Annotated in this window: 20 protein-coding genes; 3 read left to right on the top strand and 17 right to left on the bottom strand. The window is 43.1% G+C overall.

Annotated elements, in window-relative coordinates:
• Position 1: 1 nt before the first annotated feature.
• The 10 genes from ACYSNU_RS00980 to ACYSNU_RS00935 form a co-directional block, all read right to left on the bottom strand.
• A complete protein-coding gene (locus ACYSNU_RS00980; RefSeq protein WP_461735363.1) occupies positions 2–1,399 on the bottom strand; it encodes an amino acid permease in 1,398 nt (465 codons plus the stop codon).
• A 16-nt stretch (positions 1,400–1,415) separates the two neighbouring features.
• A complete protein-coding gene (locus tag ACYSNU_RS00975; protein WP_461735362.1) occupies positions 1,416–2,279 on the bottom strand; it encodes a GRP family sugar transporter in 864 nt (287 codons plus the stop codon).
• A 114-nt stretch (positions 2,280–2,393) separates the two neighbouring features.
• Entirely contained in the window at positions 2,394–3,542 is a 1,149-nt protein-coding gene (locus ACYSNU_RS00970) for a glycerate kinase (RefSeq protein WP_461735361.1), read from the bottom strand.
• A 113-nt stretch (positions 3,543–3,655) separates the two neighbouring features.
• Entirely contained in the window at positions 3,656–4,684 is a 1,029-nt protein-coding gene (sapS, locus tag ACYSNU_RS00965; protein ID WP_461735360.1) for a two-component system sensor histidine kinase SapS, read from the bottom strand.
• A 40-nt stretch (positions 4,685–4,724) separates the two neighbouring features.
• The gene (gene sapR / locus ACYSNU_RS00960) at positions 4,725–5,399 is read right to left on the bottom strand and encodes a two-component system response regulator SapR (RefSeq protein WP_461735359.1); all 675 of its coding nucleotides are present in this window, start codon (positions 5,397–5,399) and stop codon (positions 4,725–4,727) included.
• A 351-nt stretch (positions 5,400–5,750) separates the two neighbouring features.
• Positions 5,751–5,957 (bottom strand): hypothetical protein, encoded by a 207-nt coding sequence (locus ACYSNU_RS00955; protein WP_265455859.1) that lies wholly within the window; start codon positions 5,955–5,957, stop codon positions 5,751–5,753.
• A gap of 17 nt (positions 5,958–5,974) precedes the next feature.
• Positions 5,975–7,486: a phosphohexomutase domain-containing protein gene (locus ACYSNU_RS00950; RefSeq protein WP_461735358.1), complete on the bottom strand. Its 1,512-nt coding sequence runs from the start codon at positions 7,484–7,486 to the stop codon at positions 5,975–5,977.
• Positions 7,487–7,508: 22 nt separating this feature from the next.
• The gene (gene argR / locus ACYSNU_RS00945) at positions 7,509–7,961 is read right to left on the bottom strand and encodes an arginine repressor (protein ID WP_461735357.1); all 453 of its coding nucleotides are present in this window, start codon (positions 7,959–7,961) and stop codon (positions 7,509–7,511) included.
• Between the two features lie 337 nt (positions 7,962–8,298).
• Positions 8,299–9,057: an ABC transporter permease gene (locus ACYSNU_RS00940; RefSeq protein WP_461735356.1), complete on the bottom strand. Its 759-nt coding sequence runs from the start codon at positions 9,055–9,057 to the stop codon at positions 8,299–8,301.
• Positions 9,038–9,682 carry an ABC transporter ATP-binding protein gene (locus tag ACYSNU_RS00935; protein WP_461735355.1) on the bottom strand — a complete coding sequence of 215 codons (645 nt, stop codon included), beginning with the start codon at positions 9,680–9,682 and terminating at the stop codon, positions 9,038–9,040. Before ACYSNU_RS00935 ends, ACYSNU_RS00940 begins: the two co-directional genes overlap by 20 nt.
• A gap of 144 nt (positions 9,683–9,826) precedes the next feature.
• On the opposite strand from ACYSNU_RS00935, the gene ACYSNU_RS00930 reads away from it, so the two are divergent.
• The 3 genes from ACYSNU_RS00930 to ACYSNU_RS00920 are packed head-to-tail and all read left to right on the top strand — an operon-like array spanning position 9,827 to position 12,245.
• A complete protein-coding gene (locus ACYSNU_RS00930) occupies positions 9,827–10,858 on the top strand; it encodes a GtrA family protein (RefSeq protein ID WP_461735354.1) in 1,032 nt (343 codons plus the stop codon).
• Between the two features lie 33 nt (positions 10,859–10,891).
• Positions 10,892–11,851: a phosphodiester glycosidase family protein gene (locus ACYSNU_RS00925; protein WP_461735353.1), complete on the top strand. Its 960-nt coding sequence runs from the start codon at positions 10,892–10,894 to the stop codon at positions 11,849–11,851.
• A 19-nt stretch (positions 11,852–11,870) separates the two neighbouring features.
• On the top strand, positions 11,871–12,245 hold the full coding sequence (locus ACYSNU_RS00920; RefSeq protein WP_461735352.1) for a hypothetical protein: 375 nt from the start codon (positions 11,871–11,873) through the stop codon (positions 12,243–12,245).
• A 56-nt stretch (positions 12,246–12,301) separates the two neighbouring features.
• Here the strand turns inward: ACYSNU_RS00920 and truA are convergent, their stop codons facing one another.
• The 7 genes from truA to rpsK all read right to left on the bottom strand — a co-directional run bounded on the left by truA (position 12,302) and on the right by rpsK (position 17,826).
• Positions 12,302–13,048 (bottom strand): tRNA pseudouridine(38-40) synthase TruA, encoded by a 747-nt coding sequence (gene truA / locus ACYSNU_RS00915; protein ID WP_461735351.1) that lies wholly within the window; start codon positions 13,046–13,048, stop codon positions 12,302–12,304.
• Positions 13,049–13,189: 141 nt separating this feature from the next.
• On the bottom strand, positions 13,190–13,987 hold the full coding sequence (locus ACYSNU_RS00910) for an energy-coupling factor transporter transmembrane component T family protein (RefSeq protein WP_461735350.1): 798 nt from the start codon (positions 13,985–13,987) through the stop codon (positions 13,190–13,192).
• Positions 13,977–14,846 (bottom strand): energy-coupling factor ABC transporter ATP-binding protein, encoded by an 870-nt coding sequence (locus ACYSNU_RS00905; RefSeq protein ID WP_461735750.1) that lies wholly within the window; start codon positions 14,844–14,846, stop codon positions 13,977–13,979. The genes ACYSNU_RS00910 and ACYSNU_RS00905 overlap by 11 nt, the downstream gene beginning before the upstream one ends.
• Positions 14,822–15,661 carry an energy-coupling factor ABC transporter ATP-binding protein gene (locus tag ACYSNU_RS00900; protein ID WP_461735349.1) on the bottom strand — a complete coding sequence of 280 codons (840 nt, stop codon included), beginning with the start codon at positions 15,659–15,661 and terminating at the stop codon, positions 14,822–14,824. Before ACYSNU_RS00900 ends, ACYSNU_RS00905 begins: the two co-directional genes overlap by 25 nt.
• A gap of 355 nt (positions 15,662–16,016) precedes the next feature.
• Positions 16,017–16,397 (bottom strand): 50S ribosomal protein L17, encoded by a 381-nt coding sequence (rplQ, locus tag ACYSNU_RS00895; RefSeq protein WP_265455878.1) that lies wholly within the window; start codon positions 16,395–16,397, stop codon positions 16,017–16,019.
• A 21-nt stretch (positions 16,398–16,418) separates the two neighbouring features.
• The gene (locus ACYSNU_RS00890; protein ID WP_265455880.1) at positions 16,419–17,357 is read right to left on the bottom strand and encodes a DNA-directed RNA polymerase subunit alpha; all 939 of its coding nucleotides are present in this window, start codon (positions 17,355–17,357) and stop codon (positions 16,419–16,421) included.
• Positions 17,358–17,436: 79 nt separating this feature from the next.
• Positions 17,437–17,826 (bottom strand): 30S ribosomal protein S11, encoded by a 390-nt coding sequence (gene rpsK / locus ACYSNU_RS00885; RefSeq protein WP_265455882.1) that lies wholly within the window; start codon positions 17,824–17,826, stop codon positions 17,437–17,439.
• Between the last annotated feature and the right edge of the window lie 15 nt (positions 17,827–17,841).

Below are 17,841 nucleotides of genomic sequence, written 5' to 3'. Positions count from 1 at the left end.
TTTACTTATTATTCGTTTTCTTTTGTTCTAAACCTAAAGCGCTATGCTGGTAGCCATAGCTAAAATAGATGATTAAGCCGATGACGATGGCAATGCCATAGACAATCCAAGTAATTGCTTGAAAACGCAGCATCAATACAATTGAAAAAATAATGGACAATATCGGTAAAACCGGACCAAACGGCACTTTAAATTCGCCGGGTTTGGCAGGTCCAATGACTTTATTTAGGCGTAAAATACCAAAAGCCATTAACAATAAATGACTCAGAGCAGCGATATTTGTCAGCTCCGCCAAAATAGACAAAGGAAAAATCCCTGCAAAAAACATCGCCACTACACCAGCGGCAATGGTCGCGTTTTTCGGTGTCCGATGCTTTGAATCAATCAGCCCCATTTTTTTCGGCAGCAGACCATCTTTACTGATGGCAAACAGCAGTCGTGCTAGTGAGTACATCATTGCAATCGTCACTGATAGCAGTGTCAAAATGGCACCCACCGAAATAATGGAACCCACCACGCCGTGACCGACATAACGCATCGCAAAGGCTACTGGATCTTGAACGCCCAATTCAGTAAACGGCACAATTCCTGTTAAAATCAATGTCACGACAATATAGAGAACTGTCGCAATCGCAATTGACCCGATAATTCCCCGCGGAATATCTTTTTGCGGATTTTTAACTTCTTCGGCGGCCATTGCCACCGCATCGAAGCCTAAAAAGGCAAAAAAGACCAAAGCTGCACCGTCAATCACACCAGAGACACCCATCGGCATAAAGGGCACCCAGTTTTCAGGTTTCACAAAGAAAACACCTAAAATTATAAATAAAGCAATAATTGCAAATTTTACATAGACCATTAAATTATTCAACCGCAGGGCTTTTTTTGCCTCCAAAGAAACCCACCAGGTGACAAAAATCAAGACCAACACAGCGATTAAATCAACATAAGTTCCATTTTGCGGATTATAGGCGCCGCTTAAAAATTGCGGCAGCTGAATCTCCAGACTGGTCAAAAAGCCCCGCACATAACCTGACCAACCAGAAGCCACTGAAGAGACAGCCAGCATAAATTCTAAAATCAAAAACCAGCCGGCTAACCAAGCGATAAATTCCCCAAAGACGATATACATATATGCGTACGGACCGCCCAACGCCGGCACCCGCGAAGCAAATTCCGCAAAACACAAACCGGACAAAACCACTACAACGGCCGCCAATAAAAAGGATAAACTTAAAGCGGGTCCAGCGTAGGCTTGGGCCGCTTCACCGGTGACAACAAAAATTCCGGTCCCGATGATGGCGCCGATACCCAAAAAGATTAAGTCTTTGGTCTTTAATTCTTTTTTCATGCCACTAGTGCCTGTGGGCATGATTGCTTTTTTTCTAAATAAATCCATCTCTACATTTTTCTCCTTACGCCCGCATGTAGCCTAATAAAATTCCGCCAGCGATGATTGATAAGCAGCCAAAGATTACAAACAGCAGCTCTTTTTTAGTTTTACGTTCATGCAAAATAAAAATTCCACCTAATGTCGAAATAATGATTCCCATTTGCGACAAGGAGAAGGAAACCGCTAATCCTAAAGTTTGGACCGTCACTAGCAAACAAACATTTCCCAAGCCCCACATTAGACCGCTAATCATATTTTTCCAAACGTATTGATTAAGCGTCAGCTTTTTGGCGGCAAAGGAAATTGCACCGATATTCATCCCGATACTCATCGGTAAAATAATCGCCAGAGCATCTAAATTAGCCCACGTCACAATAATTGTATAGGCGCCATAGCCGAGGGTCGAATAAACCAATGCCCGCAAACCTTTGCCAAAATCCAGCATTTTATCAGGCGTCCGTGGTTGGCTTTGATCATCTTGGCGGGCGGTTAGATACGCACCTAAGACTAATAAAAGCAAGGCGGCAATGCCCAGCACAAAATCTTTTGTACGGGTCCATTCATGAAATAAAACAGCGCCGGCAATTGTATTTAACACCAATTGCATGCCGGTTGACATCGGCAGACCGACTGAAACACCTAGATGCTTCATCGCATGAAACTGGCCGTTCTGTCCAGCCGACCAGCAGATGCCCACCACAACACCGATGATAATTGTCCACCAGGTTAAAACCGGCCGCACGATTATAAAAACAACTGACGCAAAAAGCAGCGCTCCTAGAGTCATCCCCAATGTCTGCTGATTGGCTGTGCCGCCGATTTTGCCGCTGACTAAACCAACACTACCCCACATCACCATCGGTACTAACGCAATTAAAAAGTCCATTTTTATTCCTTTCAAAAAAGCCGTCGCCCTTTTGAAAACGACGGCTGTCTGCTTTTACTCACTTTGGCAGTTTACCAGATAGCGGGAGGCGGGACAAGGGGTTTTCCTGAAACCCTAAGAATCCCGTCGAATGCCACTAAATAAATAGCTGCGAATCGCTGTTTCACCTGCAGCAGCTAGATTCTCTGCCACTGAGTCAAGCGCTTCAGTTAAAGTCTGGGGCCGATAAATCGCAGCAATAACTAAATCTATACCCATTGGATAAACTCCCGAAATATCTCCTTGATAACTGCCGACAATTGCGACAACTGGCAGCTGGAATTTTTTTGCTAGACGAGCGACACCCAGCGGTGCTTTACCTTCAAGAGACTGACTATCCAACCGGCCTTCACCAGTGATCACAAAGGCAGCGTCTTTGATTGCTTCTTCAAAATTTAACAAATCTAAAATTTCGGTGATGCCTTGAGTGACCTCTGCCCCTGCAAAGGCCAACAAGCCTGCCCCTAAACCGCCAGCCGCTCCACTGCCGGGCTCATCAGCAACTTTTAAACCTGTTGTCTGGAAAATTAATTGACCATAATGTTCTAGCCATTGATCAACTTTGGCGATGTCATTTTTCTGAAGGCCTTTTTGCGGACCATAGACAGCGGTTGCGCCATTTGCACCAGTTAAAGGATTAGCCACATCTGCCAAAATTTTAATCGTGGCCTTTTCGATTGCCGGATTAAGACCACTACTATCAATTTCCGCTAAATTTTCCAAGCCTTTTGCTCCCGGCAAAATTTCGTTACCCATTGTATCTTTAAAGGAAACACCTAAAGCTTGGGCCATCCCGACGCCGCCATCATTGGTGCCACTGCCGCCCAGTCCTAAATAAATAGTTTTCGCACCTGCTTCAATTGCCGCTAACAACAATTCTCCTACTCCATAGGTACTGGCCTGAAAAACATCGTCACTCTCGGGATTAATCAAAGCCAAGCCGCTTGCCTCTGCCATTTCGATTACAGCTTGCTGGTTGGGCAATAAGCCGTAACAGGCAGTCACTTTTTTTCCTAGCGGCCCCCTCACAACAACTTCTTTAATTTGACCCTGCAGCCCTTGAACTAAGGCTTCCACAGTTCCTTCCCCGCCATCGGCAATCGGAATTTCTTGAATTTCAAGTTGCTGATTAACCTGTCGAATTCCTTGAGCAACCCAAGAAGCTACTTGACTGCTCGTACCGCTCCCCTTAAATGAATCCATCGCAATAATAATTTTTTTCATTTGCCTGACCTCCAAAATAAAAAACTTATGACCTAAAGCTGCTTCAACAAAAAAAGAATCAAACTGACTCCCTTTCGTTGAAGAAAAACATGCTTGTGTCATAAGTTTCGCAATTACCGCTCCTCCTGATAATACCGCAACTTAGGAAAAGCTAGCGTCATGGTGGTGCCTTGACCGACTGTCGATTGGACCGACAGTTTTACGTTTAGCTTTTCTGCTAAGTTATAGGCCAAGTACAAGCCTAACCCAGTTGAATGCTGTTCGCTACGACGGCCATTTTCACCGGTAAATCCCTTATCGAAAATCCGTTTGACATCTTCACTGGGAATTCCGATGCCGTTGTCTTTGACGGATAATTGAATGCCGTCAGGGGTGTTCTCCATTAAAATCTGAACTTCGCCGTTGACTGGCGTATATTTTATTGCATTAGACAGTAGCTGCCGAAAAATATAGCTGAGCCATTTGGCATCCGTCAGCACTTGATAATCTTCTCCGAGAATCTCCAATTTCAAATTCTTTTGGATAAAATGATTGACTTGACTGCGGACCACCGGCTGAACTAATTCTTTTAAAGAATATTCTTGAATCAGATAATCCTTAGAAAATGTATCTAGGCGGGCGTAATACAGCACTTGCTCAACGTATTCATCAATTTGGGCAATCTCATCCTCTAACAGCAGATATTTTTCATCAGAAATATCATCTTCAATGCTGCGGAGAATCAAGCCGGCTGCCGCCAGTGGCACTTTGATTTCATGCACCCAGGAATCGATATAATCCTTTTGATCCTGCTGCTTTTCCACTAGGTCCTGCATGGTCTGCTGATGCTCCACCAACAGATGGTTGATATAATTTTCGACTAAAATTTCTTCATTGTTCTGACCGTCATCAAAAAATTCCTGCAGGACATCTTCGGCCTCCTCAGTCATTTTGAGACGGCGCCACCAATGCCGGCGGGCTAAATAATAGCCGCCCAGAAAAATCAGCAATAAAAAGCCCTCTAATAACGCCAGATAGCCAATGATTGACCAATCCACATACAGACTGGGGGTTAGCCACATTAAAAAAATCGTCAAGACGACAAACAGCAGCCAGCCGATGATAATCAGCCAGCGGTCCTTGAGATATTGCCAAAAACTCATTCGATTCCCGCCTCTTTCACTTGTTGTCCATTTTTTTCAATCAAGGCACAAGATATCCTTGGCCAACTTTTGTTTCAATATAGCCCTTCATGCCGGCTTCCTCGATTTTTTTCCGCAGACGATTGATATTGACCGTCAGCGTATTGTCATCGACAAAGCGCTCATCCTCCCACAAGGCCCGCAACAATTTTTCTCGGCTGAGAATCTTGCCATGTTTTTTCATTAAAATATATAATAGTCGGTATTCATTTTTGCTGAGGTCAACAATTTGACCGTTGATTTCCATGCTGGAATTATCAATATTTAGAGTTAAGCCGTTATGGGCCAACGTTTCAGCACTGCCTTCAGAATAATCATAAGAGCGCCGCAAAAGCGCATTGATTTTCGCTACTAGCACATCAATTTGAAAGGGTTTAGTGATAAAATCGTCTGCCCCCATATTCATTGCCATAATCATATCCATATTGGTGGAACGGCTGGAAATAAAAATAATCGGCACCTTGGAGACATCGCGGATTTTTTGGCACCAATAATAACCGTCAAACACCGGTAAATTGATATCTAGTAAAACCAATTGAGGCTCTTCTCGTTCAAAATCCAGCAATACATCATGAAAGTCAGTTGTGCCAAAGGTAGTAAATTCCCATTTCTCCAACTCCTCCATCACCAAGTTGCGAATGACCGCTTCATCTTCTACAATCATTATTTTCGCCATCTCAATTGCCTCCTGTTTCTATTAAGACCTGTCTGGAATCCATGTCACTGCCAGTTAGTCAAAAAATTTATCCTCATCAATAAATAACTTGTTTTAGACAAGCTGTCCAAGCGATTAGTTTGTTGACTTGCTTTTACTGCAAATTTCGATTGGCTTCTTCAGTATTTCTTTAGACAAAATAAATTTCCTGCAACAGTCCTGAATTTCTCACATTTCACTTTATTTCTACACCTATCATAGTATCAAAATTTTCGCTATTTCGCTAATAGACCGCTGTTTTCTGAAAAAAAGAGTCCTGCTCTTTACTAACTTTTAAATAACTGGCAAAAGTTAGTCAGCAGAACTCATTTTTTAAAATGCCGGCAGAAAGCCGACCTCAGCTAAGCGCATCACGACGATGACAATTAAGCCAATCAGAATCAGACTCATATTGACACCAAAACAGATGGCAATTTTTTCACTGGTTTGGCGTTGTTTGCCAAATTTCATCGTCAAGGCCACGATAAAATTCGTGCCGTATAAAAGTAGCGTTAAAGGTAATAAAATTGCTTTGACCAACTCCATCACTTCCTTTTTTACTGCACGTATGCAGTCAAGTTTTCTGAGTTGACCTTGTCGATTGGCGCAAAGAAAGCTTCTAATACAGTTAGAACTTTGCGATTGTTGCCGGCGATGTCATTTTCAACTTGTAAAACGAGTAACGGCTCATGTAGGCTCATCCGTAGCAAGAACCAGCCGCTGCCGTATTCTCCACTAACACTAAAGCGGACACCTTCATCATTTTCTGGATCCAAGGTGAAACCAGCTTTTGCGGCTAAGTATGCCGGTAGGTCGGCAATCACCTTTTCTCCGATTGGGCGATAATCATTGGCCTCCAATTTAAAACGAAATTCAATCGTTTCTGCCGGTTGCTTTAATTCGGCAATCAACTGATCAATCGTGCGACCCTCTGCCTTTAATTTCGGCAAGAGCATCAAAATTTTAGCAATTACATAGGCGCCATCATCCAAGAAATAATTTTCCTTGAAGGCTGCGTGTCCACTGGTTTCAATCGCCAGCTGGCAATCGACGCCGGCTTCGTTTAGCTCAATCGCTTTATTAATAACATTACGGTAGCCGGAAATATAACGGACTTGAATCCCGCCTTTGGCTTCGATAAAGTCCTTCAAGTGATTGGTGGTCGGTGAATTGGTCACAATCCGGGTCCCCGGATGTTCCGCTAAAACGATAGTGGCCAAGACCGCAATTAAATTATTGCGGTTGATCACCTCGCCGTTTTTCGCCACCACAGCCGAGCGGTCGACATCGGTATCAAAGATAACACCTAAGTCCGCCTGCTGATCCAAAACTGCCTGTTGAATACTAGCCATCGCTTCTTTATTATCCGGGTTTGGAATATGATTTGGAAAATTGCCGTCTGGTTCTAAAAACTGCGAACCCTTCGTGTCAGCCCCCAGCGGTGCCAAAACTTTTTCAGCAAAATAGCCACCCGCACCATTGCCGGCATCCACAATAATTTTCATACCAGCAAGCGGCTGCTCTTCAGTGGTCTGCATCCCTTGCCGAATTTTGGTCACCAAATCAGCCGCATAAGGCGTTAACAAATCAGCCTCTGTAACAGAGCCCGTCTGGCCATTTTTATTTTCTTTAATATGGGTCAAGATAAAACGAATATCGCTTTTTTCAGCACCGCCGGCCGGACTAAAAATCTTGATGCCGTTAAAATAAAACGGCAGATGGCTAGCCGTCAACATCACGCTCGCATCACATTGAAATTGGTCAAACTGGGTCGCCATAAACATTGCCGGTGTTGTCGCCAAATGAAAATCAATCACATTGATGCCCTGTTCGACTAAGCTATCAATTAAGGCCTGCTTTAAAGCAGGGCCGCTTAAGCGACTGTCGTGGCCGATACCGATTTTTAATTGACCGGCTTGATAATCTGCTTCTCTAGTTTCCCGCAGCCAGCTGACTAAACCTTTGGCAATCTCAGTTACCGCAGCCGGTGTCAAATTCGCCGTTTCCTCTGCTGTCGTAATCGCAATTCCCCGAATATCTGAACCATTTTGTAACGCTTCCAAATTCATACTGTAAGCCTCCAAATTTTTTTTAGCGCATTGCGGATAAACGAGCCGCTACCTGCGCTGCTTCTTCATTATTGTGACAAATAATTAAAATTGTATCGACACCGGCAATCGTTCCGGCAATTTCCGGATAATTGACTTCATCCAGCCAATTAGACACCACATCAGCACTGCGTAAATTCGTTTTTAAAATCAGTGTAAAATGAATTTGTTCTAAACTCAGCATTTCCTCTTTGATGGAGGCCGCCAGTTTTTCCTCCATGCCCGTCTCAGTCGGCTGATTGAAAATGCCATAACGCACATTGCCGCTATTGTCATGGTCTTTCACAATTCTCAATTCCCGAATATCCCGGGAAATAGTCGCCTGCGTTGCGTCGACGCCAGCTTTTTTCAAAAGCTGAATAAGTTCCTCCTGCGACCCCACATTTTGTTGGGTAATAATTTGTTTGATTAAGGTATGACGGTCACTTTTTTTCATAAACTTCTCCCTGTTCCTTAGAATAGTTAGATTTTGCAGCTTAGTCTGCTTTTTTTAAGAGGCTGTGACATTAGTTAGAACAAAGCCGAACTTTACAAACGATATTTAGTAAAAACGACTAGATATTGTTAATTTGCGATTCGGACCTACTGAACCGTAGAAGTAAATATAGCAAAGTTCGGGATTCCACCTGTTAAGATGACTAATTCACAGGCTTTTTTTACTCGGTTATGCAGCCTAATTAGTTAAGGCTGTCCCGCTTGAAATAATCAAAACAGCCTGAGCTTTCTCAGATATTATATCAAAAAAGCTCAGACTATTGGTACTTTTTACTGAATTAAATTTTTAGTTGTTGGCGACTATTAAAATAGTCGCGGTATGCTAAGTAGCCCGCAATAAACGAACCTAAGCCGGTGGCCGATAAAAGCATAAAGACTACCATAATTTGATATTTAATTGCCTGAACTGGGTCGACACCGGCAAAGATTAAGCCACTCATCATTCCCGGCAAGCTGACAATCCCCATGGTTTTAGCCGAATCAATGGTCGGCTGCATCGCCGTTTTAATGCTGCCCCGCAAAATCGGCAGCGAAGCCAGCTTTACCTCAGCGCCCAATGCTAATTTTTCTAAGACCTGTTGCCGCTGGTCGTGATACTGGGTTTCCATCGAGCGGTAACATAAGCCGATTGCCACCATTGAATTACTGGCAATCATTCCTGAGATGGGCACCATTTGAGAGGGAATAAAATTAATTGCCCCCGCCAAAACTAACATGCCGAGGGTAATGCCGGTACTAGCAAAAATTGCCCCAAAGGAATAGGCAAAGCCGTGCTCTAATTGTGGATTGCGTTTGCCAGCATTCCACGCCGCATTGAAAATAATCACCAAAATCATCGCCGCCGTCAAGAGAACGTTATCGACTTTAAAAATATATTGCAGCACATAGCCGACAACAATCAATTGAATAATCGCCCGCAGCACACTAATTAAAATATCTTTCGTCAGCCCCAGCTTTTCTTTGCTGCTGATAAATAATGAAACACAAACCAGTAGTGCCGCTGTCGCCAAGGCGAAATTAGAAACGTTTAAGTTCACTGATTTTTCCTCCTTCAATTGTCAGCAGCTGTTTGGCTGCTGCGATTTCCTGACGGTCATGGGTCACTTGCAAAATCGTAATGCCCTCTTGATTGCTATCAGAAATCAACTGCCAAACGATTTGCTGACTCACCTCATCTAAGCCAGTCGTCACCTCATCTAATAACAAAACTTTTGGCGGAAACATCAGATTGCGGATTAATGCTACCCGCTGTTTCTCCCCGCCGGAAATTTCATTGATGGATTTTTGTAGGTAGCTTTTGCCTAAAGCTACTCGGTCCAATAATTCAACCGCCCGGCCTTCATCATAAGTTTCTCCCCTGATTTCAAAGGGAAAGCGCAAGTTATCCACCACCGTTTCCCCAAATAAGGCCGGCTGCTGAAAACAATAGGAAACTTCCCGTCGATAAGTTACCGGATTAAGCTCCGCTAAATCTCGGTCCTCAAAAAGAATCTTGCCGCTGGTGGCGGTCAGTAAACTCGCCACAATTTTTAAAAGCGTGCTCTTACCGCCGCCAGAAGGTCCCGAAATCGTTAAAAAATCGCCTTTGGCCACCGCAAAAGAAATATCTGCCAAAATTGTCTCTCCGCCGGCTACAAAGCCGACTTTTTCAAGTTGTATCATCTGTTTACTGATCCTTTCTGTTTCAAAGTCTCTTCAAGTATACCGAATTTTTAACCTTTCAGCGACCTTAACCTTTAAGTCCCTTTTAAGTTAGATGTTTATACTAAACACTATGCTAAAGGAAAATTCCCAGGAGGTGACGTGATGCCAGCTATTTTATTAATTCCGATTTATCAACCGACCGCCAAAACTTTGGCGTTTGTGCAGGAGCTGAGCCAGCAAATTGCGCCGATTGTCGTGGTGGACGACGGCAGTGGGCCCGCTTATCAAGCAGCCTTTCAGAAAATCGAGTCTCTAGGTGTTGAGGTCTTGACTTATCCTGACAATCTTGGCAAAGGACACGCTTTAAAAACCGGCTTCAAATTTATCAAAGAAAATTATCCTGCTAGAAGCGTCGTCACCGCTGATGGTGATGGGCAACATACTATTTCGGATATTCTCCAAATGCTCCAACGAACTGAAAGCTTACGGGACCAGCAATTTCTTTTAGGTGTCCGTAGTTTTTCAAAGGCCACCACACCCGCGCGGAGCCTATTTGGTAACCGGATGACCTCCATGATTTATTATCTGAGCTCAGGAATTCGTTTAGAAGATACCCAAACGGGACTAAGAGGATTTCCCAGCGCTAGTCTGCCGGATTTATTGTTAATCAAAGGACAACGCTTTGAATATGAGATGAATCAGCTTTTAGAATTACCGCAGTCCGACTATCAAATAGAAACCTTGCCGATAGCCACCGTCTATGAAGAAAAAAATCATCTTTCTCATTTTCGAACTATCCAAGATTCTTTTTTAGTCTATCGCCCACTCGTTTCCTTTTTACTTTCGTCTTTGTCTTCGGCTTTAGTTGATGTGAGCCTATTTGTTTTAATTGCTGCAATTTTTGGGCAGCAGGCGCAAATGCTGCTGGTGGCCACCGTCACGGCCCGCATTTTATCGGGAATATTCAATTATCAAGTTAATCGCAAACTAGTTTTCCAAAATAAAACCAACATCAAGCAATCCTTTTGGAAATACAGTCTGCTGTTTGGCAGTCAATTGCTATTGAGCTGGCTGGGAGTCACTCTCCTCAGCTCTGTGATTCAATCCATTCTTATCAGTAAACTAGTGATTGATTTCATCTTATTCTTTTTCAGTTTCTCCATTCAAAAACGGGTTGTTTTTACGCCCCGTTAGTCCATTTATTCCTGTAAATTTAAGAGGTGTCTTATGAAAAAAAAGTTTTTTAAACGAAAATATCTCTGGGCCGGTTTAGCCTGTTTGCTGATTGCCGGTGGTGACGGCTTTGTACTGTTAAAGGCGTTTGTCTTACCTGAAGCTGGCGTTTCAGTCGCCGAAGCTGAAGCGGCTGTGGCAACCACAACCGCTGATACTACCAGCACCAGTTCCACAACGACTGATAGCTCGACTGATTCCAGTAGCTCCTCAGAGGCAACCATCACTGATACCAGCTACAGTGATGACAATATCCAAATAGCTATCACTGAAGAAGTCGTTGACAACACGACTGTCTATGTCGTCGATATTCAAGTTAGCGACGCTAGCTATTTGCAAACAGCTTTAGCCCAGGGAACTTACGGCCGCAATATTACCGAAACGACTTCCGCTATCGCCGAGGATAACGACGCCATTTTAGCCATCAATGGCGATTATTACGGCTTCCGTTCAACCGGTTATGTGATCCGCAATGGCGTTTTATATCGCGATACCGCCGGCGACAGTGACCAAGAGGATTTAGTAATTGACAGCGACGGCAATTTTTCAATTATCAATGAATCTGAAACCAGCGCCGCCGATTTACTGGCAGCTGGCGCTCAACAAGTCTTGTCCTTTGGCCCGACATTAATTGAAGACAGCACTATCGCTGTTAGCGAATCCAGTGAAGTCGGTCAATCCATGCAAAGCAATCCCCGCACCGCCATCGGTCAAATCAGTGAAAACCATTATGTGATTGTCGTTTCAGAAGGCCGCACCGACGATAGTGAAGGCTTAAGCCTCTATCAATTAGCTGAAGTCTTTGAAGGCCTCGGTGCAACCACCGCCTATAATTTAGACGGCGGCGGTTCAACAACACTTTATTTCAATGGTGAAGTCGTCAATCAAACTGTTGGCGGTAGCGGCGGCTCCAGCGAACGAGCCGTCAGCGACATTTTATATTTCGGCTATTAGCCTAGAAGGGAAGATTTACATGAAACTAAAACGCACAATTATCGGTTACCTAAGTATTACAGCCTTTCTTTTTGTCTTTCAGCTCATCTATCATCGCTTTAGTCATGGCGTCACCTCAATCGGTTTAGAGTACGTTTGGGTGATTCCTTTAATCGGCGGGCTGCTGATTATTCTTTTAAACGGACCTTTAAAAACCCTCAATAATCGGTTAGCTTTTAATCTCTACAATATCGCTTTAGCAGTCTGTATCAATGCCGTGATTATTCAAGGAATTCTTGATATTGCCGGCAGCGACACACCTTATTTAAGATATTATTACTTTATTGCTCTACCGATGCTAGCGTTAAGTTTAGTTTTCTTTGTTGGTGACCGCTTGTTTGTGAAGGTGAAATAAAAAAAAGCCAATCTACAACTTATTGTTAAACAATGGTTGCAGATTGGCTTTTTCCGTTACTCATACTTCACTTCTTTTAAATACAATCCCTCTGGATGCGCCGTTGGGCCGGCTGCATTTCGATCTTTGGCGGCGATAATTTTTGGCAGGCTGTCGACAGCCATGCGGCCATTGCCGATTTTTAATAAAGTACCAACTAAGATACGAATCATTTTGTATAAAAAGCCATCTCCGCGAAAAGTGAAAAGCAATTCATCACCAGTGGCATTAACGGTCATCTCGGCTTGATAAATCGTCCGCACTTTTTCTTCAACGGAACTACCAGTTGCACAAAAGGAAGTAAAGTCATGGGTTCCCAATAAATCCGGCAACGCCTGCTGGATTTTATCCAAGTCAAGCGGATAAGGATAAAAGCTCGCGTAAAAACGGCGGAAGGGACTGCGGGGCTTGCCGATGTCAACCCGAAATTCATAGGTCTTTTCGATAACATGATAACGAGCGTGAAAATCATCTTTAACAATTGCTACTTCCCGGCAAGCAATGTCCTCTGGCGTTTGCGTGTCTAAAGCATAGCGCATTCGCTCCAAAGGGCGCTCCTCAGGATGATCAAAATGAATCACCTGACCGATGGCATGGACTCCTGCATCTGTTCGTCCTGAGCCAAAAATGGTAATTCCTTGTCCGTTATTCATCATCTTTAAAGTTTTCTCTATTTCCCCTTGGACAGTCCGACCATTGGGCTGGTTTTGAAAGCCGTTAAAATTTGTGCCATCATAAGCAATAATTGCTTTGTATCGTACCATTTTGTTCATTCCTTTATTAATTTATAAAATAAAAAATCCGAAGCCATCCAAGATTTCACAGGTGATGATAACCTGGCGGCAAAATGTTAACAATGCCTTCCCTCTCAGATAGTTCGGATAACTTGTTGACTAAAATTTTTTTTAATAGCGTAAGAAAAGCAGAGCACAAGTCAGCGCTGCAAACACGAAAACCACTATTGTATCTCGTCCATGCCAATGAAGCACACGATATTTTGTTCGGCCTTCGCCGCCTTGATAACCACGAGCCTCCATTGCCGTGGCTAAATCATCGGCTCGTTTAAAGCTGGAGACAAAGAGCGGAATCAGTAATGGCACGACCGCCTTCATTTTATCAATCAGATTGCCCTCGCCGAAATCGACACCACGAGCCCGCTGAGCGTTCATAATTTTTTCCGTTTCATCCATCAAGGTTGGCACAAAACGCAGAGCAATCGACAGCATCAATGAAATTTCATGGACTGGAAAACGCACCACCCGCAACGGACGCAAAATATATTCAATTGCGTCAGATAATTCTAAAGGCTGCGTTGTTAACGTCAACAAAGTAGACATAAAGATAATCAAAACGAAGCGGCAGAAAATCATCACCCCGTTAACTACACCGAGATAAGTTAAACTGAAAATGCCCCAGCTCCAATAGACCTCACCGCCACGGGTGAAAAAGATTTGCAATGCAACGGTAAAAAGCATTAAAAAGAGCAGCGGACGTACGCCACGAATGAAAAAGCGCAGGTCAATCTTTGAAAGTAAAATAGCAAAGATGGTAAAACTCCCCATCAGCAAATAAGTTTGCCAATTATTTGCCAGAAAGATAATGCCGATAAAATAAAAACTTGCTAGTAATTTAGCCCGCGGATCTAAACGGTGAATCAGTGAATTCCCCGGAATAAAGCGGCCTAAAATTAATTTATTCATCATGGGCGTCACCTCCAGCCAGCGCAACAATATCACGGGCTAGTTCGTCAGCGGTTAGCGGCAATTCAGCAAATTGAATGCCTTTGGCTGCTAATCGTTGGGCAAATTCAGAAGCCGTTGGGACGCCTAATTGTTTGGCCTTCAGCCATTCGATATCCGCAAAAACTTCTCTTGGCGTGCCATTTTTCACAATTCGGCCCTTTTCGAGAACATAAACATAATCTGCAAAATCAGCAACATCATTCATTAAATGAGTTACGAGGACAATCGTCAAATTTTTCTTTAGATGCAGCTCATTAAACATCTGCATCATTTCACGACGTCCCTGTGGGTCAAGACCGGCTGTCGGCTCATCTAAGACTAAAACTTCTGGTTCCATTGCCAAGACGCCGGCAATCGCCACACGTCGCATTTGTCCACCAGATAAGTCAAAGGGTGACCTTTCCATATAGGTTTCGTCTAATCCAACTAATTCTAGCATTTCTTTCGCTAGAACTTTTCCTTCTTCTTCACTAACACCAAAGTTTTTAGGACCAAAGGCGATATCTTTGGCAACCGTTTCTTCAAATAATTGAGCTTCTGGAAATTGAAAGACAATCCCGACTTTTTTGCGAATCGGTATTAAATTTTTATTATCTGTAGTAGCGATAATCTCTCTTTCGCCAATCCAAACTTTCCCTTTGGTTGGTTTGACAAGCGCATTTAAGTGTTGCAGTAAAGTCGATTTGCCACTGCCGGTATGACCAACAATCGCCGTATAAGAGCCCTCTTTAATTTCTAAATCTAAATCAAATAACGCGGCTTGTTCAAAGGGCGTATTGGGTTGATACGTAAAGCTTACTTCTTCAAAACGGATGTCCATAGCCACTCAACCATCCCTTCTTCAGTTAAATACTCTTGGGGAACGGCAATTCCTTGTTCCTTCAAGGCAATTTTTAGTTTTTCGGGAAATGGCAGGTCCAAGCCCAATTCAATTAATTCAGGGCCAGCAGAAAAAATTTCTTCCGGTGAACCTTCTTTAATCAGTTCCCCCTGACGCATGACAAAGACCCGATTGGCATTTGCCGCTTCGTCAATATCATGGGTGATTGAAATCACCGTCAAATTGCTTTCATCCTTAATTTCCTTAATGGTTTTGATAACCTCTTCTCGGCCTTCAGGATCTAACATACTCGTCGCTTCATCTAAAATAATAATATCTGGACGCAACGCAACCACACCAGCAATCGCAACCCGTTGCTTTTGACCGCCGGACAGTCGAGCAGGTTCTCTGGCAGCAAAATCGCTCATGCGAACCTTTTGCAGCGCATCCTTGACTCTCACTAGCATGTCTTCTCTAGGAACCCCTTGATTTTCCATACCAAAGGCGACATCGTCCTCCACTGTGGCCCCAACAAATTGATTGTCGGGATTTTGGAAGACCATGCCAACCATTTTTCGAAGACTCCAAATGTTTTCTTCTGATAAAATATAGTCGCCGACTTTGACAGAACCAGATTCTGGCAGCAATAAACCGTTGATTGTCTTAGCTAAAGTTGATTTGCCGGAGCCATTGTGACCGATAATCGCCACCCATTCTCCCCGGTTTATTTCGATGCTGACGTCGTTTAAGGCGTAGCTTGAATCGTCTTCTTGATATTTAAAACGAATATTCTCAAGTTGAATAATCGGATCCATTAGACTTCCTCCGTCCACAAATTTTCCTGTTATTATTTCATCATAAACTGTGGAATATAGCAATCTTTTGTTCTTACAAAATAAAATAAAGTGCTTTTTTACACCTAACTGTCATGACAGGTTTGCTAGGTATAAAAAAACACTTTATGATGAGTGCCAAGAGGCTGTGACGCTGCCTCAAACTATTTTCTTCTCCGTGTTTGCTGTAAAAAGCAAACTTACCAAGATACTAGCAATTGGATAATCAAGCTTGAGACAATTTGGTCACAGACTCTGGCGCCGAGCTAGACTCGGAGTAAAACTCCAACATCATAACACTCTATGCTCACATCTATAAAGTGACAGCAGTGTGATTTTAAACTAGTTCTAAAACAACCATTGGGGCGCCGTCGCCGCGTCTTGGTTCAGTCTTCAAGATACGAGTGTAGCCGCCTTGGCGTTCAGCATAACGAGGTGCAATATCGTTAAACAACTTTTGTAAAGCTGTTTCCACAACGATTTTTTCATCTTCTTCACGTACGCTGGCAACTTCGTTACGAACGAATGTAGCTGCTTGACGACGAGCATGAAGATCTCCACGTTTGCCTAAAGTAATCATTTTTTCCGCTGTTGAGCGAACTTCTTTCGCACGAGCTTCAGTCGTTACGATACGTTCGTTGATCAACAAATCGGTAGTTAAATCACGCAACATTGCTTTACGCTGACTAGATGTGCGTCCTAATTTACGATAACTCACGGGGATTATCCTCCTTTGGGATTAGTCTTCTTTACGTAAACCTAAACCTAAGTCCATCAATTTTGCTTTGACTTCCTCTAATGATTTGCGGCCCAAATTACGAACTTTAATCATTTCTGGTTCAGATTTATTAGTTAATTCTTGTACAGTGTTGATTCCGGCACGTTTCAGACAGTTATATGAACGAACAGATAAGTCTAATTCTTCAATTGTCATTTCCAACATTTTTTCTTTTTGAGTTTCTTCTTTTTCAACCATGATTTCAGCGTTTTTCGCTTCGTCAGTTAGGTTAACAAAGATGTCTAAATGTTCAGTCATGATTTTTGCAGCTAAACTCATTGCTTCTAATGGTTCAATTGAGCCATCAGTCCAAATTTCCATCGTCAATTTATCAAAATCATCACGACGGCCGACACGTGTATTTTCAACTTGGTAGTTGACACGGTTTACCGGGGTGTAAATAGAATCAACTGGAAGCATACCAATTGGCATATCTTCACGTTTGTTTTCATCTGCTTGGACATAGCCCCGTCCTGGTTTAACCGTTAAACGAGCATGGAAGGTTGAACCTTCAGCTACTTCACAGATAAATAAATCTTTGTTTAGGATTTCAACATCGCTGTCCACGAGAATATCGCCGGCAGTGACGGTTGCTGGTCCTGTGATATCAATTTCAAGGGTTTTTTCTTCTTGGGTGTAAAGCTTTAACGCTAAGCCTTTGATGTTCAGAATGATTTGCGTCACATCTTCTCTCACACCTTTAACAGTTGAGAACTCATGCAATACGCCATCAATTTGAATATTGGTGATAGCGGCACCCGGTAAAGAAGATAATAAAATACGACGTAGGGAATTCCCTAAAGTAGTTCCATAACCTCTTTCCAGAGGTTCAACGATGAACTTTCCGTAATCCTTTTTCTCATCAATCTTGGCAATTCTAGGTTTTTCAAATTCAATCATTCTTATCTTTACCCCTTTCAAAACGAAACGTCATTAGTTCAATGATGTTATTGCAAGCACTCAAAATGAGCTGCACCTATTAAACACGACGGCGTTTTGGAGGGCGGGCACCATTATGAGGAACTGGTGTAACGTCACGAATTGCTGTTACTTCTAGTCCAGTTGCTTGTAGTGAACGAATAGCTGCTTCACGTCCTGAACCAGGTCCTTTAACTGTTACTTCAACGGTTTTTAAGCCGTGTTCCATCGCTGCTTTGGTAGCAGTTTCGGCTGCCATTTGAGCTGCAAAAGGAGTTGATTTCTTGCTTCCTTTGAAGCCTAATGAGCCAGCTGATGACCAAGCGATTGCGTTACCGTGAACATCAGTGATCATAATAATAGTATTGTTGAATGTTGAGTGGATATGTGCAATCCCAGCTTCAATATTCTTTTTGACACGACGTTTACGATTTACTTTCTTTGCTGCCATGAAGTGTTGGCCTCC

This window comes from Enterococcus sp. LJL120 (assembly GCF_054871765.1).
The sequence above is the reverse complement of the archived record's forward strand: the minus strand, read 5'-3'. Positions and strand labels throughout refer to the sequence as shown.